The 23,012-nt window shown below is 48.9% G+C and carries 36 protein-coding genes and 1 pseudogene; 4 read left to right on the forward strand and 33 right to left on the reverse strand.

Annotated elements, in window-relative coordinates; translation table 11 throughout:
• The first annotated feature begins 15 nt into the window (after positions 1 to 15).
• The 4 genes from fmt (at position 16) to mscL (ending at position 4,258) form a co-directional block, all read left to right on the forward strand.
• Positions 16 to 963 (forward strand): methionyl-tRNA formyltransferase, encoded by a 948-nt coding sequence (gene fmt, locus HP572_RS17440; RefSeq protein ID WP_240583870.1) that lies wholly within the window; start codon positions 16 to 18, stop codon positions 961 to 963.
• 67 nt (positions 964 to 1,030) lie between these two features.
• Positions 1,031 to 2,320 carry a 16S rRNA (cytosine(967)-C(5))-methyltransferase RsmB gene (rsmB, locus tag HP572_RS17445; protein WP_240583871.1) on the forward strand — a complete coding sequence of 430 codons (1,290 nt, stop codon included), beginning with the start codon at positions 1,031 to 1,033 and terminating at the stop codon, positions 2,318 to 2,320.
• Between the two features lie 56 nt (positions 2,321 to 2,376).
• Positions 2,377 to 3,753 carry a Trk system potassium transporter TrkA gene (gene trkA / locus HP572_RS17450; RefSeq protein WP_010304922.1) on the forward strand — a complete coding sequence of 459 codons (1,377 nt, stop codon included), beginning with the start codon at positions 2,377 to 2,379 and terminating at the stop codon, positions 3,751 to 3,753.
• 91 nt (positions 3,754 to 3,844) lie between these two features.
• Positions 3,845 to 4,258 (forward strand): large-conductance mechanosensitive channel protein MscL, encoded by a 414-nt coding sequence (gene mscL, locus HP572_RS17455; protein ID WP_014916810.1) that lies wholly within the window; start codon positions 3,845 to 3,847, stop codon positions 4,256 to 4,258.
• Between the two features lie 30 nt (positions 4,259 to 4,288).
• Here mscL and HP572_RS17460 read toward each other — a convergent pair whose 3' ends face one another.
• The 33 genes and pseudogenes from HP572_RS17460 to fusA form a co-directional block, all read right to left on the reverse strand.
• Positions 4,289 to 4,501: an alternative ribosome-rescue factor A gene (locus HP572_RS17460; RefSeq protein WP_010286032.1), complete on the reverse strand. Its 213-nt coding sequence runs from the start codon at positions 4,499 to 4,501 to the stop codon at positions 4,289 to 4,291.
• A gap of 207 nt (positions 4,502 to 4,708) precedes the next feature.
• A complete protein-coding gene (gene rplQ / locus HP572_RS17465; RefSeq protein WP_005970246.1) occupies positions 4,709 to 5,101 on the reverse strand; it encodes a 50S ribosomal protein L17 in 393 nt (130 codons plus the stop codon).
• 40 nt (positions 5,102 to 5,141) lie between these two features.
• On the reverse strand, positions 5,142 to 6,131 hold the full coding sequence (gene rpoA / locus HP572_RS17470) for a DNA-directed RNA polymerase subunit alpha (protein ID WP_005970247.1): 990 nt from the start codon (positions 6,129 to 6,131) through the stop codon (positions 5,142 to 5,144).
• 25 nt (positions 6,132 to 6,156) lie between these two features.
• On the reverse strand, positions 6,157 to 6,777 hold the full coding sequence (rpsD, locus tag HP572_RS17475; protein WP_010286047.1) for a 30S ribosomal protein S4: 621 nt from the start codon (positions 6,775 to 6,777) through the stop codon (positions 6,157 to 6,159).
• 30 nt (positions 6,778 to 6,807) lie between these two features.
• Positions 6,808 to 7,197: a 30S ribosomal protein S11 gene (rpsK, locus tag HP572_RS17480; protein ID WP_002919257.1), complete on the reverse strand. Its 390-nt coding sequence runs from the start codon at positions 7,195 to 7,197 to the stop codon at positions 6,808 to 6,810.
• A gap of 16 nt (positions 7,198 to 7,213) precedes the next feature.
• Positions 7,214 to 7,570, reverse strand: a complete 357-nt coding sequence (gene rpsM, locus HP572_RS17485; protein WP_010286058.1) for a 30S ribosomal protein S13 — start codon at positions 7,568 to 7,570, stop codon at positions 7,214 to 7,216.
• Positions 7,571 to 7,716: 146 nt separating this feature from the next.
• Positions 7,717 to 7,833 (reverse strand): 50S ribosomal protein L36, encoded by a 117-nt coding sequence (gene rpmJ, locus HP572_RS17490; protein WP_002227352.1) that lies wholly within the window; start codon positions 7,831 to 7,833, stop codon positions 7,717 to 7,719.
• 33 nt (positions 7,834 to 7,866) lie between these two features.
• Positions 7,867 to 9,198: a preprotein translocase subunit SecY gene (secY, locus tag HP572_RS17495; protein ID WP_010286083.1), complete on the reverse strand. Its 1,332-nt coding sequence runs from the start codon at positions 9,196 to 9,198 to the stop codon at positions 7,867 to 7,869.
• A gap of 7 nt (positions 9,199 to 9,205) precedes the next feature.
• Complete coding sequence (gene rplO, locus HP572_RS17500; protein ID WP_010286086.1) at positions 9,206 to 9,640, reverse strand: 50S ribosomal protein L15; 435 nt, start codon at positions 9,638 to 9,640, stop codon at positions 9,206 to 9,208.
• 3 nt (positions 9,641 to 9,643) lie between these two features.
• Positions 9,644 to 9,823, reverse strand: a complete 180-nt coding sequence (rpmD, locus tag HP572_RS17505; RefSeq protein ID WP_004846568.1) for a 50S ribosomal protein L30 — start codon at positions 9,821 to 9,823, stop codon at positions 9,644 to 9,646.
• Between the two features lie 5 nt (positions 9,824 to 9,828).
• A complete protein-coding gene (gene rpsE / locus HP572_RS17510) occupies positions 9,829 to 10,329 on the reverse strand; it encodes a 30S ribosomal protein S5 (RefSeq protein WP_005970257.1) in 501 nt (166 codons plus the stop codon).
• A gap of 14 nt (positions 10,330 to 10,343) precedes the next feature.
• On the reverse strand, positions 10,344 to 10,697 hold the full coding sequence (rplR, locus tag HP572_RS17515) for a 50S ribosomal protein L18 (protein ID WP_010286111.1): 354 nt from the start codon (positions 10,695 to 10,697) through the stop codon (positions 10,344 to 10,346).
• Positions 10,698 to 10,706: 9 nt separating this feature from the next.
• The gene (gene rplF / locus HP572_RS17520; protein WP_005970259.1) at positions 10,707 to 11,240 is read right to left on the reverse strand and encodes a 50S ribosomal protein L6; all 534 of its coding nucleotides are present in this window, start codon (positions 11,238 to 11,240) and stop codon (positions 10,707 to 10,709) included.
• A 12-nt stretch (positions 11,241 to 11,252) separates the two neighbouring features.
• The gene (gene rpsH, locus HP572_RS17525) at positions 11,253 to 11,645 is read right to left on the reverse strand and encodes a 30S ribosomal protein S8 (protein ID WP_005970261.1); all 393 of its coding nucleotides are present in this window, start codon (positions 11,643 to 11,645) and stop codon (positions 11,253 to 11,255) included.
• A gap of 33 nt (positions 11,646 to 11,678) precedes the next feature.
• Positions 11,679 to 11,984: a 30S ribosomal protein S14 gene (gene rpsN, locus HP572_RS17530; protein ID WP_010286114.1), complete on the reverse strand. Its 306-nt coding sequence runs from the start codon at positions 11,982 to 11,984 to the stop codon at positions 11,679 to 11,681.
• A 13-nt stretch (positions 11,985 to 11,997) separates the two neighbouring features.
• On the reverse strand, positions 11,998 to 12,537 hold the full coding sequence (gene rplE / locus HP572_RS17535; RefSeq protein WP_005970265.1) for a 50S ribosomal protein L5: 540 nt from the start codon (positions 12,535 to 12,537) through the stop codon (positions 11,998 to 12,000).
• Positions 12,538 to 12,551: 14 nt separating this feature from the next.
• Positions 12,552 to 12,866, reverse strand: coding sequence for a 50S ribosomal protein L24 (gene rplX, locus HP572_RS17540; protein ID WP_005970267.1), 315 nt, complete (start codon positions 12,864 to 12,866; stop codon positions 12,552 to 12,554).
• 10 nt (positions 12,867 to 12,876) lie between these two features.
• Positions 12,877 to 13,248 carry a 50S ribosomal protein L14 gene (gene rplN / locus HP572_RS17545; RefSeq protein WP_000613954.1) on the reverse strand — a complete coding sequence of 124 codons (372 nt, stop codon included), beginning with the start codon at positions 13,246 to 13,248 and terminating at the stop codon, positions 12,877 to 12,879.
• A 161-nt stretch (positions 13,249 to 13,409) separates the two neighbouring features.
• Positions 13,410 to 13,664 carry a 30S ribosomal protein S17 gene (gene rpsQ / locus HP572_RS17550; protein ID WP_010286161.1) on the reverse strand — a complete coding sequence of 85 codons (255 nt, stop codon included), beginning with the start codon at positions 13,662 to 13,664 and terminating at the stop codon, positions 13,410 to 13,412.
• Positions 13,664 to 13,855: a 50S ribosomal protein L29 gene (rpmC, locus tag HP572_RS17555; RefSeq protein ID WP_005970272.1), complete on the reverse strand. Its 192-nt coding sequence runs from the start codon at positions 13,853 to 13,855 to the stop codon at positions 13,664 to 13,666. Before rpmC ends, rpsQ begins: the two co-directional genes overlap by 1 nt.
• Positions 13,855 to 14,265, reverse strand: coding sequence for a 50S ribosomal protein L16 (gene rplP, locus HP572_RS17560; protein WP_005970273.1), 411 nt, complete (start codon positions 14,263 to 14,265; stop codon positions 13,855 to 13,857). Before rplP ends, rpmC begins: the two co-directional genes overlap by 1 nt.
• 12 nt (positions 14,266 to 14,277) lie before the next feature.
• The gene (rpsC, locus tag HP572_RS17565; protein WP_005970274.1) at positions 14,278 to 14,979 is read right to left on the reverse strand and encodes a 30S ribosomal protein S3; all 702 of its coding nucleotides are present in this window, start codon (positions 14,977 to 14,979) and stop codon (positions 14,278 to 14,280) included.
• 17 nt (positions 14,980 to 14,996) lie between these two features.
• Positions 14,997 to 15,329, reverse strand: coding sequence for a 50S ribosomal protein L22 (gene rplV / locus HP572_RS17570; protein WP_005970275.1), 333 nt, complete (start codon positions 15,327 to 15,329; stop codon positions 14,997 to 14,999).
• A gap of 14 nt (positions 15,330 to 15,343) precedes the next feature.
• The gene (rpsS, locus tag HP572_RS17575) at positions 15,344 to 15,622 is read right to left on the reverse strand and encodes a 30S ribosomal protein S19 (protein WP_004929772.1); all 279 of its coding nucleotides are present in this window, start codon (positions 15,620 to 15,622) and stop codon (positions 15,344 to 15,346) included.
• A gap of 16 nt (positions 15,623 to 15,638) precedes the next feature.
• A complete protein-coding gene (gene rplB / locus HP572_RS17580; RefSeq protein ID WP_010286179.1) occupies positions 15,639 to 16,460 on the reverse strand; it encodes a 50S ribosomal protein L2 in 822 nt (273 codons plus the stop codon).
• Positions 16,461 to 16,477: 17 nt separating this feature from the next.
• Positions 16,478 to 16,781 (reverse strand): annotated as a pseudogene (rplW, locus tag HP572_RS17585) (50S ribosomal protein L23).
• Positions 16,778 to 17,383 (reverse strand): 50S ribosomal protein L4, encoded by a 606-nt coding sequence (gene rplD, locus HP572_RS17590; RefSeq protein ID WP_010286181.1) that lies wholly within the window; start codon positions 17,381 to 17,383, stop codon positions 16,778 to 16,780. Before rplD ends, rplW begins: the two are co-directional and overlap by 4 nt.
• A gap of 10 nt (positions 17,384 to 17,393) precedes the next feature.
• Entirely contained in the window at positions 17,394 to 18,023 is a 630-nt protein-coding gene (rplC, locus tag HP572_RS17595; RefSeq protein WP_010304941.1) for a 50S ribosomal protein L3, read from the reverse strand.
• Positions 18,024 to 18,055: 32 nt separating this feature from the next.
• On the reverse strand, positions 18,056 to 18,367 hold the full coding sequence (rpsJ, locus tag HP572_RS17600; protein WP_001181005.1) for a 30S ribosomal protein S10: 312 nt from the start codon (positions 18,365 to 18,367) through the stop codon (positions 18,056 to 18,058).
• Positions 18,368 to 18,671: 304 nt separating this feature from the next.
• Positions 18,672 to 19,145 carry a bacterioferritin gene (gene bfr / locus HP572_RS17605; RefSeq protein WP_010304949.1) on the reverse strand — a complete coding sequence of 158 codons (474 nt, stop codon included), beginning with the start codon at positions 19,143 to 19,145 and terminating at the stop codon, positions 18,672 to 18,674.
• Between the two features lie 72 nt (positions 19,146 to 19,217).
• Positions 19,218 to 19,412, reverse strand: coding sequence for a bacterioferritin-associated ferredoxin (gene bfd / locus HP572_RS17610; protein ID WP_005970281.1), 195 nt, complete (start codon positions 19,410 to 19,412; stop codon positions 19,218 to 19,220).
• A gap of 204 nt (positions 19,413 to 19,616) precedes the next feature.
• The gene (gene tuf, locus HP572_RS17615; protein WP_010277443.1) at positions 19,617 to 20,801 is read right to left on the reverse strand and encodes an elongation factor Tu; all 1,185 of its coding nucleotides are present in this window, start codon (positions 20,799 to 20,801) and stop codon (positions 19,617 to 19,619) included.
• Between the two features lie 69 nt (positions 20,802 to 20,870).
• Positions 20,871 to 22,985 (reverse strand): elongation factor G, encoded by a 2,115-nt coding sequence (gene fusA, locus HP572_RS17620; RefSeq protein WP_205555208.1) that lies wholly within the window; start codon positions 22,983 to 22,985, stop codon positions 20,871 to 20,873.
• Positions 22,986 to 23,012 lie beyond the last annotated feature (27 nt).

Genomic DNA, 23,012 nt, shown 5'->3' on the forward strand with positions numbered 1-23,012 from the left:
CTGACAGGAAGCACCGTGTCTGATTCTTTACGCATAATCTTTGCCGGAACCCCTGACTTTGCTGCGCGTCACCTCGACGCGCTTTTATCATCGGGCCATGAAATCGTTGGCGTTTTCACCCAGCCCGATCGTCCAGCAGGCAGGGGCAACAAGCTCACTCCCAGTCCGGTAAAAGTACTGGCAGAGCAGCATAATATCCCCGTTTTCCAGCCTAAATCTCTGCGGCCGGAAGAAAATCAAGCGATGGTTCAGGCGTTAAATGCCGATGTTATGGTCGTTGTCGCCTACGGCTTAATTCTGCCGCAGCCCGTGTTATCCATGCCTCGCCTTGGCTGCATTAATGTTCACGGTTCTCTGTTGCCTCTCTGGCGCGGCGCGGCCCCCATTCAGCGTGCATTGTGGGCTGGGGATAGTGAAACCGGCGTGACGATCATGCAAATGGATGTTGGACTCGATACTGGCGCAATGCTGCATAAAATTTCGTGCCCAATACTGCCACAGGATACCAGTGCAACGTTGTACGATAAACTTGCTGAGCTGGGCCCACGTGGCTTATTGGAAACGCTGGAGCAGCTTGCTGATGGCAGCGCTGTTGCTGAAACACAAAATGATGCCCTTGCCACCTATGCAGAAAAGCTCAGCAAAGAAGAAGCCCGTCTCAACTGGCAGTTATCTGCCGAGCAGCTTGAGCGCTGTATTCGTGCTTTTAATCCTTGGCCAGTCAGCTATTTCATCGTAGATGAACAACCAGTGAAAGTCTGGAAAGCTGAAGTCATCGCCAAAGCACATGGCTCACAGCCTGGTACAATCATACAGGCAGACAAGCAGGGCATTCAGGTAGCAACAGCAGATGGCATCTTGAATATTCAGGAATTGCAGCCCGCAGGCAAAAAAGTCATGGGCGCGCAGGATCTGCTTAACTCACGTCGTGAGTGGTTCGTTCCCGGTAATACACTGGACTAATCTATTTTTCATACCGGCACCATGCCGGTATATCCTCTCTCTTTTACGTATACGTCATCGCTAACACATGAAAAGCTCATACAATCTACGCAGTATTGCCGCAAAAGTGGTGGGACAGGTTCTGGATCAGGGACAATCACTCAGTGCCTTATTACCTGTTCATCAGCGTGAAGTCTCCGATAAAGATCGCGCACTTTTGCAAGAGCTTTGCTTCGGCGTATTACGCGTTTTACCGCAATTGGAATGGTGTATTCAACAACTGATGGCTAAACCTCTGACGGGTAAACAACGCACGCTGCACTACCTCATCATGGTCGGCATCTACCAGCTACATTACACTCGGATCCCGCCACATGCGGCCTTGGCAGAAACAGTAGAAGGTGCCGTCGCATTAAAGCGGCCACAGCTCAAAGGACTGATTAATGGCGTATTACGCCAATTTCAGCGTCAGCAGGAAGAACTGATTCAACGTGAGGCAACTCACTCATCTCACTACCTGCATCCAGGCTGGCTGCTGGCGCGCATTGAGCGTGCCTATCCAAATCACTGGCAAAACATCGTTGAGGCGAATAATCAACGCCCACCAATGTGGCTACGTGTGAATCGATTACACCACACACGTGAAGCGTATTTAAACTTGTTAGAGCAAGAGGGAATCGAAGCATTTCCTCATGCTGAATACAGCGATGCGGTACGACTTGCTGCTCCCTGTGCGGTCGATCAATTGCCAGGATTTTCGCAAGGGTGGGCAACGGTACAGGATGCATCGGCTCAAGGTTGCGTCTATTGGCTCGATCCACAGGATGGCGAACAGATCCTCGATCTCTGCGCTGCTCCTGGCGGAAAAACGACACACATTTTAGAAGCGGCACCAAAATCTCATGTACTCGCTGTCGATGTAGATGAAACACGTTTAGGTCGGGTAAAAGAAAATTTACTGCGGCTACAAATGCATGCCGAAGTAAAACAAGGTGATGGACGTTACCCCGATTCATGGTGCGAAGGACGTGTATTTGATCGCATTCTGTTGGATGCTCCATGCTCAGCCACTGGTGTGATTCGCCGTCATCCTGATATTAAGTGGTTGCGCCGAGACAGAGACATCGAGGAGCTAGTGGCATTGCAAAAAGAAATTCTTGATGCCATCTGGCCACATCTCAAAACAGGCGGCACGATGGTCTATGCTACCTGCTCTATTCTGCCACAAGAAAATATCCAACAAGTTGCTGATTTCTTGACTCGCCATACCGATGCAACGCTTGTCGATACAGGAGCAAGAGAAATGCCGGGTATACAGATGCTTCCCCATGCCGATGGTGGTGATGGTTTCTTTTATGCGAAGCTGGTAAAAAACTGATATTGAACCCAGTATTGTCTGCAACAGACAGCAATCAATAAACGGCATGGCTTATTATGAAAATTATCATTCTTGGCGCGGGTCAGGTCGGCGGAACACTGGCGGAAAATTTAGCGGGTGAAAACAATGACATCACTGTCGTTGATACTGATGCAAATCGGTTACGCCAGCTTCAGGATAAATTTGACCTGCGTGTCGTTACAGGCTATGCCTCTCATCCACGAGTGCTGCGTGAAGCGGGAGCAGAAGATGCTGATATGCTGGTCGCCGTTACCAATTCAGATGAAACGAATATGGTAGCCTGCCAGATTGCTTATTCTCTTTTCAAAACACCAAACCGGATTGCGCGCATTCGTGCCGCTGAATACATCCGTGAATCAGAACAGCTGTTTTTACCAGAAGCGGTTCCCATTGATCACCTGATCTCCCCGGAACAGTTAGTGATCGATAACATTTACAAACTGATCGAATATCCTGGAGCACTTCAGGTCGTCAACTTCGCTGAAGGCAAAGTGAGTCTTGCGGCAGTTAACGCCTACTATGGTGGCCCACTGGTCGGTAATGCGCTCACCTCTCTCCGTGAACACATTCCTCACGTGGATACCCGCGTTGCGGCTATTTTTCGTCACGATCGCCCGATTCGTCCGCAGGGTTCCACCATTATCGAAGCCGGAGATGAAGTGTTTTTTGTCGCCGCTTCACAGCATATTCGTGCGGTGATGAGCGAACTGCAGCGCCTTGAAAAACCGTATAAAAGGATCATGATCGTTGGTGGCGGGAACGTCGGTGCAGGATTAGCGCAGCGGTTAGAAAAAGACTACAGCATAAAATTGATAGAACGAAATGCAGACCGAGCTGTGGAACTGGCTGAGCTTCTGCAAAATACGGTCGTATTCCACGGCGATGCTTCAGATCAAGAACTCCTCGCCGAAGAGCATATCGAGCAGATCGATGTATTCATCGCCATTACCAACGATGACGAAGCGAATATTATGTCAGCTATGCTGGCTAAACGCATGGGCGCGAAAAAAGTAATGGTCCTTATCCAGCGTCGGGCTTATGTCGATCTGGTTCAGGGCAGCGTCATCGATGTCGCAATATCCCCACAGCAGGCAACAATTTCTGCGCTACTCAGCCATGTCCGTAAGGCGGATATTGTTAGTGTATCCTCTTTACGTCGTGGTGTAGCCGAAGCAATCGAGGCCATCGCCCATGGAGATGAGGGCACATCGAAAGTTGTCGGCAGAATGATCGAAGATATTAAGCTTCCACCCGGCACGACCATCGGTGCAATCGTTCGCGGTGATGATGTCATCATTGCCAACGCAAATAGCAAAATTGAACAAGGTGATCATGTCATCATGTTCTTGGCTGACAAGAAATTTGTGCCTGATGTTGAACGTCTATTTCAACCGAGTCCCTTCTTTTTATAATGTGGGAACAGCTTTATTACTAATCGATAATCTGGCAAAGATACGGCTATTGGTTAGAATTAATTTATAAATTTTGGCAAGGAGAACGGATATGAGCATCATTAAAGAATTCAGAGAGTTTGCCATGCGTGGCAACGTTGTCGATTTGGCGGTGGGTGTCATTATTGGTGCAGCTTTCGGCAAAATCGTCTCTTCTCTGGTATCAGATATTATTATGCCGCCACTTGGGCTTTTGATTGGTGGTGTCGATTTTAAACAATTCAGCCTTATTCTTCGTGATGCACAAGGCGAAATTCCTGCCGTCGTCATGAATTATGGCGCTTTCATCCAGAATATTTTCGACTTTGTCATCGTCGCTTTCGCGATTTTTATAGCGATCAAGCTTATGAATAAAATGCGTCGTAAACAGGAAGATACCCCTGCAGCACCGCCAAAACCTAGCGCAGAAGAAAAGCTCTTAGCTGAAATTCGCGACTTACTAAAAGAACAACAGACTAGACAGTAAGAATTGAGTTTCTGCTTAGACTCAGTATCGTTAAGCAGAAAGTAGAAAGGCCAGAGGTAAATAATCATTTGATTGCTTACCACTGGCCTCCCAGTTACCTTTCTTCATGTGCTTCTCTTTTCTACGATAACTTCCTTTCCCTTTCTCATTCACTTCAATTCGTTGGCGAAACAGTGGGTCATGTAGCAATGCCTCAATGGCGTTGTCCTGGATTTTCCCACGTTTATGGCGATATGTGGTCATCATTACTCCTAAGGAACTCGGGTTGGTATGTACATCAATAAAACGTGCAGAGTATATAGTCGAAATGGGTAGATGAGAACAGGTGGGATGTATTTTTCAGTTCACTCAGACACAGGTAGTTGCTTACCATGTACATTTATGCGAAAGCATGACTTATTTCAGATATAAAAAAACCGGGTTTCCCCGGTTTTTTTATGCTCTTACAGATTACTCTGCAGTAGCCACTTCTTCTGTCTGCGAAACTGAGCGATCAACGAGCTCGATGTATGCCATCGGCGCATTGTCACCAGCACGGAAGCCACACTTCAGAATACGAGTGTAACCACCGGCACGACTCGCGAAACGCGGGCCCAGTTCATTAAACAGTTTTGCCACGATCTCGTTATCACGAGTACGGGCGAATGCCAGACGACGATTAGCAACGCTGTCGGTCTTGGCAAGAGTAATCAGCGGTTCAACAACGCGACGCAGCTCTTTCGCTTTCGGCAGGGTCGTCTTGATGATTTCATGACGAACCAAAGAACTAGCCATGTTACGGAACATAGCCTGACGATGGCTGCTGTTACGGTTCAGTTGACGACCACTCTTACGATGGCGCATGACCTTATCCTTCTCAGTAAAACCTTAACCTGTGATCTGGTTACTCATCAGCAATGCTTGCCGGTGGCCAGTTTTCCAGGCGCATGCCCAGAGACAGACCACGGGAAGCCAGTACGTCTTTAATCTCAGTAAGAGATTTTTTACCAAGGTTAGGCGTTTTGAGCAGCTCAACCTCGGTACGCTGTACCAGATCACCGATGTAGTGGATAGCTTCTGCCTTAAGGCAGTTAGCAGAGCGGACAGTCAATTCCAGATCGTCAACAGGGCGCAGCAGAATCGGATCGAACTCTGGTTTCTCTTCTTTAACTTCTGGCTGACGAACATCACGTAAGTCAACAAAAGCTTCAAGTTGTTCAGCCAGAATGGTAGCCGCACGGCGGATCGCCTCTTCAGGATCGATCGTGCCATTGGTTTCCATTTCGATGACTAGCTTGTCCAGGTCAGTACGCTGTTCTACACGAGCTGCTTCAACATTGTAGGCAATACGCTCTACAGGGCTGTAGCAAGCATCAACTAACAGACGACCGATTGGGCGCTCATCTTCTTCCGTATGAATACGGGCAGATGCCGGCACATAACCACGACCACGTTGAACTTTGATACGCATGCTAATAGATGCGTTCTCATCGGTCAGGTGGCAAATTAAGTGCTGCGGCTTGACGATTTCGACATCACCATCATGGATGATGTCGGCTGCAGTCACAGGGCCAATGCCAGATTTATTCAGGGTAAGAATAACTTCATCTTTGCCTTGAACTCTCACCGCCAGCCCTTTCAGGTTGAGCAGGATTTCCAGGATATCTTCCTGTACGCCTTCTTTGGTGCTGTACTCATGCAGTACACCATCAATCTCAACCTCGGTCACCGCGCAACCTGGCATGGATGAAAGCAGAATACGGCGCAGTGCGTTGCCAAGAGTATGGCCGAAGCCCCGCTCTAATGGCTCAAGGGTCACCTTGGCGTGCGTCGAACTCACTTGCTCGATATCAACCAGGCGCGGTTTTAGAAACTCTGTCACAGAACCCTGCATTGTGTCCTCTCTTTGGTACTAAGCTTTACTTGGAGTAAAGCTCGACGATCAGGTGTTCATTAATGTCCGCAGACAGATCGGTACGTTCAGGAATACGTTTGAACACACCTTCCATCTTGGCAGCATCAACTTCCAGCCAAGTTGGCTTTTCACGCTGTTCAGCCAGCTCCAGAGCGGCTTTCACGCGAGATTGCTTTTTAGCTTTCTCACGGATGCTGACTACGTCATTCGGGGATACCTGATAAGAAGCGATGCTAACAACGCGACCGTTTACCATGATAGCTTTGTGGCTTACCATCTGACGTGCTTCAGCACGAGTGGCACCAAAACCCATACGATAAACAACGTTATCCAGACGACCTTCCAGCAGTTGCAGCAGGTTTGCACCTGTGTTGCCTTTCAGACGTGCTGCTTCTTTATAATAGTTACGGAACTGACGCTCCAGAACACCGTAGATACGGCGAACTTTTTGCTTTTCACGCAACTGTACACCATAGTCAGACAGACGCGGTTTACGCGCACCGTGCTGGCCAGGAGCTTGTTCAATTTTACACTTGGAATCGATCGCACGAACACCAGACTTCAGGAACAGGTCGGTGCCTTCACGACGGCTCAGCTTGAGCTTAGGACCCAAATATCTTGCCATTTTCTTTCTCCAACAATCCTAAAAGCGGCGTTATACGCGGCGCTTTTTCGGCGGACGACAACCGTTATGAGGGATCGGAGTCACATCAGTAATATTAGTGATGCGGAAACCAGCCGCGTTCAATGCGCGGATAGTAGACTCACGGCCCGGACCAGGTCCTTTAACCATAACTTCCAGGTTCTTAATACCGTACTCTTTCACGGCCTCTGCGCAACGTTCTGCAGCTACCTGAGCAGCGAACGGCGTAGATTTACGAGAACCACGGAAGCCGGAACCACCGGCAGTTGCCCAACCCAGCGCATTACCCTGACGATCAGTAATGGTTACGATGGTGTTGTTGAAAGAAGCATGGATATGAGCCACACCGTCAGAGACTTGCTTTCTTACACGCTTACGTGCACGAATAGGTGCCTTTGCCATTATTCAATCACCCCGATTATTTCTTGATCGGTTTGCGCGGACCCTTACGGGTACGGGCGTTAGTCTTGGTACGCTGACCGCGAACCGGCAGACCACGACGATGACGCAAACCACGATAAGTACCAAGGTCCATAAGACGCTTGATGCTCAGGGTAACTTCACGACGCAGATCACCTTCTACAACAAACTTGGCAACTTCGTCACGCAGCTTATCGATTTGCTCTTCAGACAGCTCACTGATCTTAACATCTTCGGCAATCCCTGTTGCAGCACAAATAGCCTGCGACCGGGTTTTACCGATACCGAAAATCGACGTTAACGCAATAACGGTATGTTTATGATCAGGAATGTTAATGCCTGCTATACGGGCCACTATGCACTCCTACAATTTTATACAGCAACACCATTCTGAAAAGCCCGTTTTCAGGATACTCAAATAATGTTGCAGCTACATACAAAAGATTGGCTGGCTAATCTAGCCAGCTCAATCCAACTTTGCAAGAAAAATATGCGAGATAATCAGCCTTGACGCTGTTTATGCTTCGGCTCGGCACTGCAGATCACACGAACGACACCGTTACGCTTAACAATCTTACAGTTACGACATAATTTCTTGACGGAAGCACGAACTTTCATTTTTACTCTCCGTAACTTCTCAAGCTCACCTAATTAACGGTTATAGCCTTTCAGGTTTGCTTTCTTCAATGCAGACTCATATTGACTCGACATCATCAGAGTTTGCACTTGAGCCATAAAGTCCATGATGACGACAACAACGATCAATAAAGATGTACCCCCGAAATAGAAAGGTACTTTCATTGCGTCACGCATAAACTCCGGGATCAGGCAGATAAAAGTAATATACATCGCACCAATCAGAGTCAGGCGAGTCATCACTTTATCGATATATTTCGCCGTTTGCTCTCCCGGACGAATTCCTGGCACGAATGCACCGGACTTCTTCAGGTTATCTGCTGTTTCGCGCGGGTTGAAAACCAACGCAGTGTAGAAGAAACAGAAGAAGATGATTGCAGACGCATAGAGTAACACATAAAGCGGTTGTCCGGGCTGCAAATAGAGCGAAATAGTTGTCAGCCAGTTCCAACCGGTACCGCCCCCAAACCAAGATGCAATCGTGGCTGGGAACAGAATAATACTGGAGGCGAAAATTGCAGGGATAACCCCAGCCATGTTCACCTTCAGCGGTAAATGCGTACTCTGTGCTGCATAAACACGACGCCCCTGTTGACGTTTTGCATAGTTAACGACGATACGACGTTGACCACGCTCAACGAAAACAACGAAGAAGGTTACTGCAAACACTAAAACTGCAACCAACAGCAACAGGAGGAAGTGCAGGTCGCCTTGCCGAGCTTGCTCGATGGTATGGCCAATGGCCGGCGGTAGTCCCGCAACAATACCAGCGAAGATTATGATCGAGATACCGTTACCGATACCACGTTCCGTAATCTGTTCTCCCAGCCACATCAGGAACATTGTCCCAGTAACCAGGCTCACAACAGCGGTAAAGTAGAAAGCAAAACCTGGATTTATCACCAAGTCTTGCATTCCAGGCATATTCGGCAAACCGGTAGCAATACCGATCGACTGGAATATAGCCAATACCAAGGTACCGTAGCGGGTATACTGGCTAATCTTACGACGGCCAGCTTCCCCTTCTTTCTTTATTTCAGCCAACGCGGGATGAACCACCGTCAGCAACTGGATAATAATCGACGCCGAAATATACGGCATAATACCCAGTGCAAAGATAGAAGCACGGCTGAGAGCACCACCAGAGAACATGTTAAACATTTCAATGATGGTGCCTCGCTGCTGTTCAAGCAATTTGGCAAGCACAGTGGCATCAATACCAGGAATTGGGATAAAAGAGCCAATACGGAAAACAATTAGCGCACCGATAACAAACAAAAGTCTGCGCTTCAGTTCACCAACTCCGCCTTTAGCACTTTGAAAATCTAATCCTGGTTGCTTAGCCATCTGCTACTTATTCCTCAATTTTACCGCCAGCAGTTTCGATAGCAGCACGAGCACCTTTAGTGACACGCAGACCACGAATCGTTACCGGACGAGCAACTTCACCAGACAGAATCACTTTCGCGAACTCAATCTGAATGCCAATAACATTAGCGGCTTTCAGCGTATTCAGGTCAACCACGTCGCCTTCTACTTTAGCTAAATCAGACAGACGAACTTCTGCCGTGATCATCGCTTTGCGAGAAGTAAAACCGAATTTCGGCAGACGACGATATAAAGGCATCTGACCACCTTCAAAACCACGACGTACGCCACCACCAGAACGAGAGTTCTGACCTTTGTGACCACGACCACTGGTTTTGCCCAGGCCAGAACCAATACCACGACCTAAACGCTTCGGTGCGTGTTTAGCACCTTCGGCCGGAGACAGAGTATTTAAACGCATCTGTTACTCCTCTACTTTAACCATGTAGGAAACCGCGTTGACCATACCGCGAACCGCAGGAGTATCCTCACGTTCAACTGTATGGCCAATACGACGCAGACCCAGGCCAAGCAGTGTCGCCTTATGTTTCGGCAGACGACCGATTGCACTACGGGTTTGAGTAATTTTAATAGTCTTTGCCACGGTCATTACCCCAGAATTTCTTCAACGGATTTACCACGCTTGGCAGCGACCATTTCCGGGGACTTCATATTGGCCAAACCATCAATCGTTGCACGAACCACGTTAATCGGGTTAGTGGAACCATAGGCTTTAGCCAATACGTTGTGAACCCCTGCAACTTCCAAAACGGCGCGCATTGCACCACCGGCAATAATACCGGTACCTTCGGAAGCTGGCTGCATGAACACACGAGAACCCGTGTGAGCACCTTTAACTGGGTGCTGCAGGGTGCCGTTGTTCAGCGCGACATTCATCATATTGCGACGGGCTTTTTCCATCGCTTTCTGGATCGCTGCTGGAACTTCGCGAGCTTTACCGTAACCAAAACCAACGCGGCCGTTGCCATCACCCACTACAGTCAGTGCGGTGAAGCTGAAAATACGACCACCTTTAACGGTTTTAGATACGCGATTTACCGCGATCAGCTTTTCCTGCAGTTCGCCAGCTTGTTTCTCGATGTGAGCCATCTTACACCTCTACCTTAGAACTGAAGGCCAGCTTCACGGGCAGCATCTGCCAGTGCTTGGACTCGACCATGATATTGGAAACCGGAACGGTCGAAAGAGACATCTTTGATGCCTTTTTCTAACGCGCGTTCTGCAATAGCTTTACCTATTGCACTTGCTGCGTCTTTATTACCGGTAGACTTCAGTTGTTCAGCGATAGCTTTTTCTACAGTAGAAGCGGCTACCAGGACTTCAGAACCGTTCGGTGCAATGACCTGCGCATAAATATGGCGTGGAGTACGATGTACCACCAGACGCGTCGCACCCAGTTCCTGGAGCTTGCGGCGTGCGCGGGTCGCACGACGGATACGAGCTGCTTTCTTATCCATAGTGTTACCTTACTTCTTCTTAGCCTCTTTGGTACGCACGACTTCGTCGGCGTAACGGACACCCTTGCCTTTATAAGGCTCAGGACGACGGTAGGCGCGTAATTCCGCAGCAACCTGACCAATAACCTGCTTATCAGCACCTTTCAGTACGATTTCAGTTTGGCTTGGGCATTCTGCAGTAATACCTGCCGGCAGTGCATGCTCTACTGGGTGAGAAAACCCGAGAGACAGGTTAACCACGTTGCCTTTAACAGCAGCACGGTAACCAACACCAACCAGTTGCAGCTTCTTAGTGAAGCCTTCGGTAACACCGATAACCATTGCGTTCAACAGAGCACGAGTGGTACCCGCTTGGGCCCATCCGTCAACAAAACCTTCGCGCGGAGCGAAAGTCAGAGCGTTGTCAGCTTGTTTCACTTCAACAGCATCGTGGATCTTACGACTCAGCTCGCCGTTTTTACCCTTAATCGAAACATCCTGACCGTTGAGTTTTACCTCTACGCCGGCAGGAATGACGACGGGTGCTTTTGCAACACGAGACATTTTTCCTCCCGATTAAGCTACGTAGCAGATAATCTCGCCACCAAGACCAGCCTGGCGAGCTGCACGATCAGTCATAACACCTTTAGAGGTAGAAACAACTGCGATACCCAAACCGGCCATAACTTTTGGCAGCTCATCTTTTCTTTTATAGATGCGCAGACCTGGACGGCTTACTCGCTGAATGCTTTCTACCACTGCCTTGCCCTGGAAATATTTAAGTTCTAATTCCAGAACTGGCTTGGTGTCGCCTTCGATTTTGAAATCTTCAATGTAACCTTCTTCCTTCAGCACGTTGGCAATTGCCACTTTCAGCTTGGAGGAAGGCATGGTGACCGCAACTTTGTTCGCGGCTTGACCGTTACGGATACGGGTCAGCATATCCGCGATCGGATCTTGCATGCTCATCTGTCTTTACTCCCGTGATTCAATTGGTGACAATTACCAGCTAGCCTTTTTCAGACCCGGAATTTCACCGCGCATAGCGGCTTCACGGACCTTGATACGGCTCAACCCGAACTTCCGCAGGAAAGCGTGCGGACGACCAGTTTGGCGGCAGCGGTTACGCTGACGAGACGGGCTGGAATCACGCGGCAGAGTCTGCAGCTTAAGAACTGCATCCCAACGATCTTCGTCGGATGAGTTCACACCAGAGATGATAGCTTTCAATTCCTCGCGTTTAGCGCGGTATTTTTCAGCCAGTTTCACACGAACAACTTCGCGTGCTTTCATGGATTGCTTAGCCATTAGTAACCCTACCTTACTTGCGGAATGGGAAGTTAAAGGCGGCCAACAGCGCACGGCCTTCATCATCGGATTTCGCAGTAGTGGTAATGGTAATGTCCAAACCACGAACGCGATCGACTTTATCGTAGTCGATTTCCGGGAAGATGATCTGCTCACGCACACCCATGCTGTAGTTACCACGACCATCGAATGACTTAGCGGACAAGCCACGGAAGTCACGAATACGCGGTACAGCAATGGAAATCAGACGCTCAAGGAACTCCCACATGCGTTCGCCACGCAGAGTTACTTTACAGCCGATCGGATAGCCCTGACGGATTTTGAAGCCTGCAACAGATTTGCGTGCTTTGGTGATCAACGGTTTTTGACCGGAGATTGCTGCCAGATCAGCTGCTGCGTTATCCAGCAGTTTCTTGTCAGCGATCGCTTCACCAACACCCATATTCAGGGTGATCTTCTCGACCCGAGGGACTTGCATGACAGAATTGTAGTTAAACTCAGTCATGAGTTTTTTAACTACTTCGTCTTTGTAGTAATCATGCAGTTTCGCCATCGTACTACTCCAAATTACTTGATAGTTTCGCTATTAGATTTAAAGAAACGGACTTTTTTTCCGTCTTCGAATCTAAAGCCTACACGGTCAGCCTTACCAGTTGCCGCATTGAAGATTGCAAGGTTAGAAACTTGAATTGCAGCTTCTTTTTCAACGATGCCACCTGGTTGGTTCAGGGCCGGAACCGGCTTCTGATGTTTTTTAACCAGGTTAATACCTTCAACAATGACCTTACTAGCAGACAGGACATTTTTTACTTTACCGCGCTTACCTTTATCTTTACCGGTTAGCACAATAACTTCGTCATCACGACGGATTTTCGCTGCCATGATTCGCTCCTTAAAGTACTTCTGGTGCCAGAGAGATAATTTTCATGAACTTCTCATTACGCAGTTCACGAGTTACCGGCCCAAAAATACGCGTACCGATAGGCTGTTCGCTGTTATTGTTTAAAATAACGCAAGCATTGCCATCGAAGCGAATGACAGAACCGTCCGGGCGACGAACACCCTTCTTGGTGCGCACCACTACCGCCTTCAGAACATCGCCTTTCTTCACCTTACCGCGAGGAATTGCTTCCTTGATGGTAATTTTGATGATATCGCCGACGCCTGCGTAGCGACGGTGCGAGCCACCTAGAACCTTGATACACATTACGCGACGTGCACCGGAATTATCGGCCACGTTCAGCATAGTCTGTTCTTGGATCATTTTAGTGCTCCGCTTGTCAACTACTACTCTAGGACCCTTTCGGGCCATTAAATACCCCATAATTGAGGGCGCAGCATTATAACACCGCTTCCTTGGTATGGGTAGAAAAAATAAACGGCCCTTTGCAGAGCCGTTTATCATAAGAGAAGAGCGCTACTTTATTACAGAATCGCTTTCTCTACAACGCGAACAAGTGTCCAAGACTTATTTTTGGACAGCGGACGGCATTCGCGGATTTCAACCACGTCACCGATACCGCATTCATTGTTCTCGTCATGTACGTGCAGCTTAGTCGTACGCTTAATGAATTTACCGTAAAGCGGGTGTTTCACAAAACGTTCGATAGCAACAACCATGGATTTCTCCATTTTGTCGCTTACAACACGACCTTGCAGAGTACGGATTTTATCGGTCATTACGCACCCGCCTTCTCAGTCAGTAAAGTCTTAACACGTGCAATATTGTGACGCACTTGTTTTACCAGGTGAGTCTGTTGCAACTGACCACTGGCAGCCTGCATACGCAGGTTAAATTGCTCGCGCAGCAGGCCGAGCAGTTCAGTGTTCAGCTCTTCGACGCTTTTTTCACGCAGCTCATTTGCTTTCATTACATCACCGTCTTAGTTACAAAGGTGGTTTTGATAGGCAGTTTCGCTGCTGCCAGTTGGAATGCCTCACGGGCTAACTCTTCCGGCACACCGTCCATTTCGTACAGGACTTTACCTGGCTGAATCAAGGCAACCCAATATTCCACGTTACCTTTACCTTTACCCATACGAACTTCAAGCGGTTTCTCGGTGATCGGTTTGTCCGGGAATACACGGATCCAGATCTTACCTTGACGCTTAACAGCACGGGTCATGGCACGACGTGCAGCTTCGATTTGACGAGCAGTCAGGCGACCGCGGCCAACAGCTTTCAGACCGAAAGTGCCGAAGCTAACATCCGTACCCTGCGCCAGACCACGGTTGCGGCCCTTGTGCACCTTACGGAATTTTGTACGCTTTGGTTGTAACATCAGCGACTCTCCTTACTTGCGGCCTTTACGCTGCTGCTTTTTAGGTTGAGCAGCCGGTTTTTCCGGTTGTTCAACGGCAGCCATACCACCCAGGATCTCACCTTTGAAGATCCACACTTTCACACCGATAACACCATAAGTGGTGTGCGCTTCGGAGGTGTTGTAGTCAATATCCGCACGCAGTGTATGCAATGGAACACGACCTTCACGGTACCATTCGGTACGCGCGATTTCAGCGCCGCCAAGACGGCCACTTACTTCAACTTTAATACCTTTAGCGCCCAGACGCATGGCGTTCTGTACAGCACGCTTCATAGCACGACGGAACATCACACGACGCTCCAGCTGAGAAGTGATGCTGTCAGCAACCAGTTTTGCGTCCAGTTCAGGTTTACGAACTTCTGCGATATTGATCTGTGCAGGTACGCCAGCGATATCCGCTACGACTTTGCGCAGTTTTTCAACATCTTCACCTTTTTTACCGATCACGATACCCGGGCGAGCAGTGTGAATAGTCACACGAATGCTTTTTGCCGGACGTTCGATAACGATACGAGAAACGGAAGCCTTCTCCAGTTCCTTCGTCAGGTATTTACGAACTTTAAAATCGCTGTCCAGGTTGTCAGCGAATTCTTTGGTATTCGCATACCAGGTAGAGTTCCAAGGTTTGACAATACCCAGGCGAATACCATTAGGATGTACTTTCTGACCCATTGCTAGTCTCCAGAGTCTCAGCGATCGGACACAACCACAGTAATGTGGCTGGTACGCTTCAGGATGCGATCCGCACGACCTTTAGCACGCGGCATAATGCGCTTCATGCTTGGGCCTTCGTCAACGAAGATTTTCGCGACTTTCAGATCATCAATGTCAGCGCCATCGTTGTGTTCTGCGTTAGCAATAGCAGACTCCAGCACTTTTTTAACCAGACCAGCAGCTTTCTTGTTGGTGTAGGTCAGAACTTCCAGAGCTTGCGACACTTTCTTACCGCGAATCAGGTCTGCCACCAGGCGAACCTTTTGAGCAGAAGAACGAGCGTGGCAATGTTTAGCGATAGTTTCCATCTCTTCCTCCTACCTTAGCGCTTCTTGGCCTTTTTGTCGGCCGCATGGCCGCGATAAGTACGAGTCGGCGCGAATTCACCCAGTTTGTGACCGACCATTTCATCGGAAACAAACACCGGAACGTGCTGACGACCATTATGGACAGCGATGGTCAAACCGATCATATTTGGAAAGATCGTTGAACGACGGGACCAAGTGCGCAAAGGCTTCTTGTCTCCGCTTTCCACCGCTTTCTCTACCTTCTTCAGCAAGTGCAGGTCAATAAATGGACCTTTCTTGAGAGAACGTGGCATGGTTTATCCTCTAAGATTATTTAGTACGGCGACGTACGATAAATTTATCAGTACGCTTGTTGCTGCGGGTCTTCTTACCTTTGGTCTGAACGCCCCACGGACTAACCGGGTGCTTACCAAAGTTACGACCTTCACCACCACCGTGTGGGTGGTCGACTGGGTTCATTGCCGTACCGCGAACGGTAGGACGAACACCACGCCAGCGTGCAGCACCAGCTTTACCCAGAACGCGAAGCATGTGCTCAGCGTTGCCAACTTCGCCCAGCGTAGCGCGGCAGTCGGATTCGACTTTACGCATTTCGCCAGAACGCAGACGCAGGGTAACGTAAGAACCGTCACGAGCAACGATCTGAACGTAAGCACCAGCAGAACGAGCCAATTGGCCGCCTTTACCTGGTTTCATTTCTACGTTATGAACCGTTGAACCGACTGGAATGTTACGCATCGGCAGGGTGTTACCCGCTTTAATCGCAGCATCAACGCCAGATTGAATCTGGTCGCCGGCTTTCAGGCCTTTCGGCGCCAGGATGTAACGACGTTCGCCGTCTTTGTACAGAACCAGCGCGATATTCGCGGAACGGTTCGGATCATACTCCAGACGCTCAACAACCGCAGGAATACCGTCTTTATTGCGTTTGAAGTCAATCAGACGATATTGCTGTTTGTGACCACCACCGATGTGACGGGTAGTGATGCGGCCATTGTTGTTACGGCCACCGGATTTGCTGTTCTTTTCCAGCAACGGGGCATAAGGCTTGCCCTTGTGCAGCTCAGGGTTAACCACTTTAACAACGTGGCGACGACCCGGAGATGTCGGTTTACATTTAACAACTGCCATTGTCTTTCTCCTCCGACTTACTCAGCGCCGCCGATGAAGTCCAGATTCTGGCCTTCTTTCAGGGTGACGTAAGCTTTTTTCCAGTCGCTGCGTACGACCAATACGCTGTCCGTGACGCTTAACTTTACCCTTAACTACCAGGGTGTTTACGTCTTTAACTTCTACTTCGAACAGTTTCTCTACAGCAGCAACGATCTCTGCTTTAGTCGCGTCTTTAGCAACTTTGAGAACGATGGTGTTAGTTTTTTCCATCGCGGTAGATGCTTTTTCAGATACGTGCGGCGCGCGCAGTACTTTCAGCAGACGTTCTTCACGGATCATGCCAGCATCTCCTCAACTTGCTTAACTGCATCAGCAGTCATAACGACTTTGTCGAAGGCGATCAAGCTAACTGGGTCGATACCTGCTGCATCACGCACGTCAACCTTGTACAGGTTACGCGCAGCCAGGAACAGATTCTCATCCAGTTCGCCGGTGATGATCAACACGTCTTCCAGTGCCATTTCTTTCAGCTTCTGCGCAAGCAACTTAGTTTTCGGTGCTTCTACAGAGAACGTCTCGACAACGATCAGACGATCTTGACGTACCAGTTCGGACAGAATGCTTTTCAGCGCGCCGCGGTACATCTTTTTGTTAACTTTCTGACTGTGGTCCTGTGGCTTAGCAGCGAAGGTTACACCACCGGAACGCCAGATCGGGCTCTTAGCAGAACCAGAACGCGCACGGCCAGTACCTTTCTGACGCCAAGGTTTTTTACCGGAACCAGTTACTTCAGCACGGGTCTTCTGGGCGCGAGTACCTTGACGGGCACCTGCTGCATAAGCAACAACAACCTGATGTACCAGCGCTTCGTTGAAATCACGACCGAAGGTAGTTTCGGAAACAGTCAGCGCGCTTTGCGCGTCTTTCAATACTAATTCCATTGCTATCTCCTCACGCCTTCACAGCTGGTTTAACGATCAGGTCGCTACCGGTAGCTCCCGGAACAGCACCTTTAACCAGCAGCAGGTTGCGCTCAGCGTCAACACGCACTACGTCCAGGCTCTGAACGGTTACACGTTCGTTACCCAGCTGGCCTGCCATTTTCTTGCCTTTGAACACTTTGCCCGGAGTCTGGTTCTGACCGATAGAACCCGGAACGCGGTGAGACAAGGAGTTACCGTGAGTAGCATCCTGAGTACGGAAATTCCAGCGCTTAACTGTGCCAGCAAAACCTTTACCTTTAGATGTACCAGTAACGTCTACTTTTTTAACGTCTGCGAAAATTTCGACACTGATGCTCTGACCTACAGTGAACTCTTCGCCTTCAGAAAGACGGAATTCACGCAGAGTACGGCCAGCTTCTACGCCAGCTTTAGCAAAGTGACCTGCTTCTGGCTTGGTAACACGGTTTGCTTTTTTAGCACCAGTAGTTACTTGCACAGCGCGGTAACCGTCGTTAGCCAGGTCTTTAACCTGAGTTACGCGGTTTGCTTCAATTTCGATAACGGTTACGGGGATAGATACGCCATCTTCAGTGAAGATACGGGTCATGCCCACTTTTTTACCGACTAAACCAATCATTGTTTCAACCTCTCAATCGCTCAATGACCTGATTAACCCAGGCTGATCTGCACGTCTACACCAGCAGCCAGATCCAGACGCATCAGAGCATCAACGGTTTTCTCGGTTGGCTCAACGATGTCAACCAGACGCTTGTGAGTGCGAATCTCGTACTGATCGCGCGCATCTTTATTGACGTGCGGAGAAATCAGAACGGTAAAGCGCTCTTTGCGGGTCGGCAGCGGGATCGGACCACGTACTTGCGCACCAGTGCGCTTAGCAGTCTCGACGATTTCCGCAGTTGATTGATCAATCAGACGATGATCAAACGCTTTCAGGCGGATACGGATTCTTTGGTTCTGCATGAGACCAGAGCTCCAATTATTTATAAACGTAAATGATTACTCCTCGCACCCATTTCGATTGATGGGGGAGTGTAATCGTCAGCACATAACCCCCATATCGGGAGTATTGTTTTGGTCAATAAATGAATATTGGCCGTCTGATTCGGATTGAATCAGGCTTACCTAGTTTCGGTAAGCTCGCGCATTATACGCAAATTGGCTGGGGAAGCAACAAGCAGGATGAAATGATTTTAACGCGGCCGGAGCAATGCACGCAGTCCGGCCGGATTGGGGCATAAATTACATAGCAGGCTACGATAACCCATTACTCAGCTTTTAGCTGAGCTTGAAGATAGTTTTGTATACCAAGGCGTGAAATCAAATCTAATTCTGTTTCCAGCCAGTCGATGTGCCCTTCTTCATCAGCAAGAATTTCTATCATTAAATCTCTACTGACATAGTCATGCACCGAATCAGCATAGGCAATTGCCTCGCGCAAACTCTTTGCGCCATCCAACTCAAGTTGAAGATCAGAACGTAAGATCTCTTCGACATCCTCGCCAATATTTAACTTCCCCAAATCCTGTAGATTCGGGATGCCTTCGAGAAACAGGATTCGTTCGATGTAGCGATCAGCATGTTTCATTTCGTCAATAGACTCATGATATTCGTGATCGTTAAGACGGGTTAAGCCCCAGTTTTTAAACATTCGGGCATGAAGAAAATATTGGTTAATGGCTACCAGCTCGTTGCCCAATAACTTATTCAGATGTGTGATGACTTTTTTATCGCCTTTCATGACATGCTCCTCCGCTCCAGTTCTTAAAGTGTAGAACCGGTAAGCAGAGAGTCAAAAAAACGACCCTACATTTTATGCTACTTCATACATATCAGGAATTTTAGCCTGCTCTTCCTCAAAAATGACACGCGCCTGACGAATACACTTACCGCAATCAGTCCCGATAGGGACGAGTTTGCGTAATTGCTGCATAGATTGAGGCTGGTGCTGACGAACAGCATTACGAATGACTTTGTCAGAAATCGCGTTGCACAAACAAACATACATATCAGAATGACTCATTGTTATCACGAGTGTCTTTCGCACTACCTTTCAGGACACTGCAACCAGCATTTGAAATCGCTCCTAGCGATTTTTTAACCAACTGAGTTATTCTAAATAAGAATTATTTTTATTTCAATTTCCATTTAATCATTAGGACGTAAAAAAAGGCACCGAAGTGCCTTTTTCATGCATTAAGTTTATCAGCGATTAAGCGATAACTTTAGCAACAACGCCCGCGCCTACTGTACGGCCGCCTTCACGGATTGCGAAACGCAAACCGTCGTCCATCGCGATTGGGTGGATCAGGGTAACAACCATTTTGATGTTGTCGCCCGGCATTACCATCTCTACGCCTTCTGGCAGTTCGATGGTGCCCGTTACGTCAGTGGTACGGAAGTAGAACTGAGGACGGTAGCCTTTGAAGAACGGAGTATGACGGCCGCCTTCATCTTTGCTCAGGATATACACTTCGGATTCGAACTGAGTGTGCGGCTTGATTGAACCCGGCTTAGCCAGTACCTGACCACGCTCGATTTCTTCACGCTTGATACCACGCAGCAGAACACCAACGTTCTCGCCTGCACGACCTTCGTCCAGCAGTTTGCGGAACATTTCTACGCCGGTACAGGTAGATTTCGCAGTATCTTTGATACCAACGATTTCAACTTCTTCACCGACTTTAACGATACCGCGCTCTACACGACCGGTAACAACAGTACCACGACCGGAGATGGAGAATACGTCTTCGATTGGCAGCAGGAACGGCTTGTCAATCGCACGTTCTGGTTCTGGGATGTAAGAATCCAGGTGCTCTGCCAATTCGATGATTTTTGCTTCCCACTCAGCTTCGCCTTCCAGCGCTTTCAGAGCAGAACCACGAACCACTGGGGTGTCGTCGCCTGGGAAGTCGTACTGAGACAGCAGCTCACGCACTTCCATCTCAACCAGTTCCAGCAGCTCTTCGTCATCAACCATGTCACATTTGTTCAGGAACACGATGATGAAAGGAACACCAACCTGACGACCCAGCAGGATGTGCTCACGGGTCTGAGGCATTGGGCCGTCAGTCGCAGCAACAACCAGGATCGCGCCATCCATCTGGGCAGCACCGGTGATCATGTTTTTCACATAGTCGGCGTGTCCTGGGCAGTCAACGTGCGCATAGTGGCGAGACGGGGTATCGTATTCAACGTGAGAGGTGTTGATGGTGATACCACGTGCTTTTTCTTCTGGTGCGTTATCGATCTGATCGAATGCACGAGCAGAACCACCGTAGGTTTTAGCCAGAACGGTAGTAATTGCAGCAGTCAGAGTAGTTTTACCATGGTCAACGTGGCCGATAGTACCAACGTTAACGTGGGGTTTTGTACGTTCAAATTTTTCTTTAGACACGGCGATATTCCTTACTCAAATGCTCTCCCCCTATGGAGAGAGCACGGGATTTTGTTTTAACCCTGAGGCTTATTTGCCACGGGCTTCAATTACGGCCTGAGCAACGTTGTTAGGCGCGTCATCGTACTTCAGGAACTCCATGGAGTAAGAAGCACGGCCTTTGGTCAGAGAACGCAGTTGAGTTGCGTATCCGAACATTTCAGACAACGGAACTTCAGCGTGAATCACAACGCCAGTAACGTTGGATTCCTGACCACGCAGCATACCACGACGGCGGCTAAGGTCACCGATGACGTCACCAGTGTTCTCTTCTGGCGTTTCAACTTCAACCTTCATGATCGGCTCAAGCAGAACAGGTTTTGCTTTCTTAAAGCCGTCTTTAAAGGCGATAGAAGCAGCCAGTTTAAACGCCAATTCAGAGGAGTCAACGTCATGGAAAGAACCGAAGTGCAGACGCACGCCGAGATCAACCACTGGGTAACCAGCCAATGGACCCGCTTTCAGCTGTTCCTGGATGCCTTTATCAACGGCAGGGATGTATTCACCAGGAATTACACCACCTTTGATGTCGTTGACGAACTCGTAACCTTTCGGATTTGAGCCCGGCTCCAGCGGATACATGTCGATAACAACATGACCATACTGACCACGACCACCAGACTGCTTGGCGTGTTTACCTTCGATATCGGTAACTTTCGCACGAATCGCTTCACGATAAGCAACCTGTGGTTTACCCACGTTCGCTTCAACGTTGAATTCACGCTTCATACGGTCAACGATGATATCGAGGTGCAATTCACCCATACCAGCGATGATAGTCTGGTTAGATTCTTCGTCAGTCCATACGCGGAAAGACGGGTCTTCTTTAGCCAGACGGCCCAATGCCAGACCCATTTTTTCCTGGTCAGCTTTGGTTTTCGGTTCTACCGCGATGGAAATTACTGGCTCTGGGAATTCCATACGTTCCAAAATGATGACGTTGTCTGGATCACACAGAGTGTCACCCGTCGTTACATCTTTCAGACCGATAGCAGCAGCGATATCGCCCGCACGAACTTCTTTGATCTCTTCACGCTTGTTAGCGTGCATCTGAACGATACGACCAAAACGCTCACGTGCTGATTTAACTGGGTTCAGTACGGTGTCACCGGAGTTAACTACACCAGAGTACACGCGGAAGAATGTCAGGTTACCTACAAACGGGTCGGTAGCGATTTTGAACGCCAGTGCAGCAAACGGCTCGTCATCACTTGCGTGACGCTCAGCCGGCGTGTCTTTACCGTCATCCAAAAGACCATTGATCGCAGGTACGTCAACTGGGGATGGCAGGTAGTCAACTACCGCATCCAGCATCGCCTGAACACCTTTGTTCTTAAAAGCAGAACCACAGGTTACCAGGATGATTTCGTTGTTCAGAACGCGCTGACGCAGAGCTTTTTTGATCTCTTCTTCAGTCAGTTCTTCACCACCCAGGTATTTCTCCATCAGCTCTTCAGAAGCTTCTGCTGCGGATTCGATCAGGTTTTGGTGCCATTCTTCAGCCAGATCCTGCATATCAGCAGGGATATCTTCGTATTCGAAGGTCACGCCCTGATCGGCATCGTTCCAGTTGATAGCTTTCATTTTCACCAGGTCAACAACACCGGTGAAACCTTCTTCAGCACCAATTGCCAACTGCAGCGGAACAGGGTTCGCGCCCAGACGGGATTTGATCTGACCAACAACTTTCAGGAAGTTAGCACCCATGCGGTCCATTTTGTTAACGAACGCAATGCGTGGAACTTTATATTTGTTTGCCTGACGCCATACGGTTTCAGACTGTGGCTGAACACCACCAACTGCGCAGTAAACCATTACCGCACCATCAAGTACACGCATGGAACGTTCTACTTCGATAGTGAAGTCAACGTGTCCCGGGGTGTCGATGATGTTTACGCGATGCGGTTCATACTGCTTAGCCATACCAGACCAGAATGCAGTAGTCGCTGCGGAAGTGATAGTAATACCACGCTCCTGCTCCTGCTCCATCCAGTCCATGGTAGCTGCGCCGTCATGAACTTCACCGATTTTATGGTTTACACCAGTGTAGAACAGAATACGTTCGGTAGTAGTGGTTTTACCGGCGTCGATGTGCGCACTGATACCGATATTACGGTAGCGTGCGATGGGTGTTGTACGAGCCATTTGTATCCTCTATTTACTAGGGCGTTC

The organism is Pectobacterium sp. PL64 (assembly GCF_022477975.1).
Lineage (GTDB): Bacteria > Pseudomonadota > Gammaproteobacteria > Enterobacterales > Enterobacteriaceae > Pectobacterium > Pectobacterium jejuense.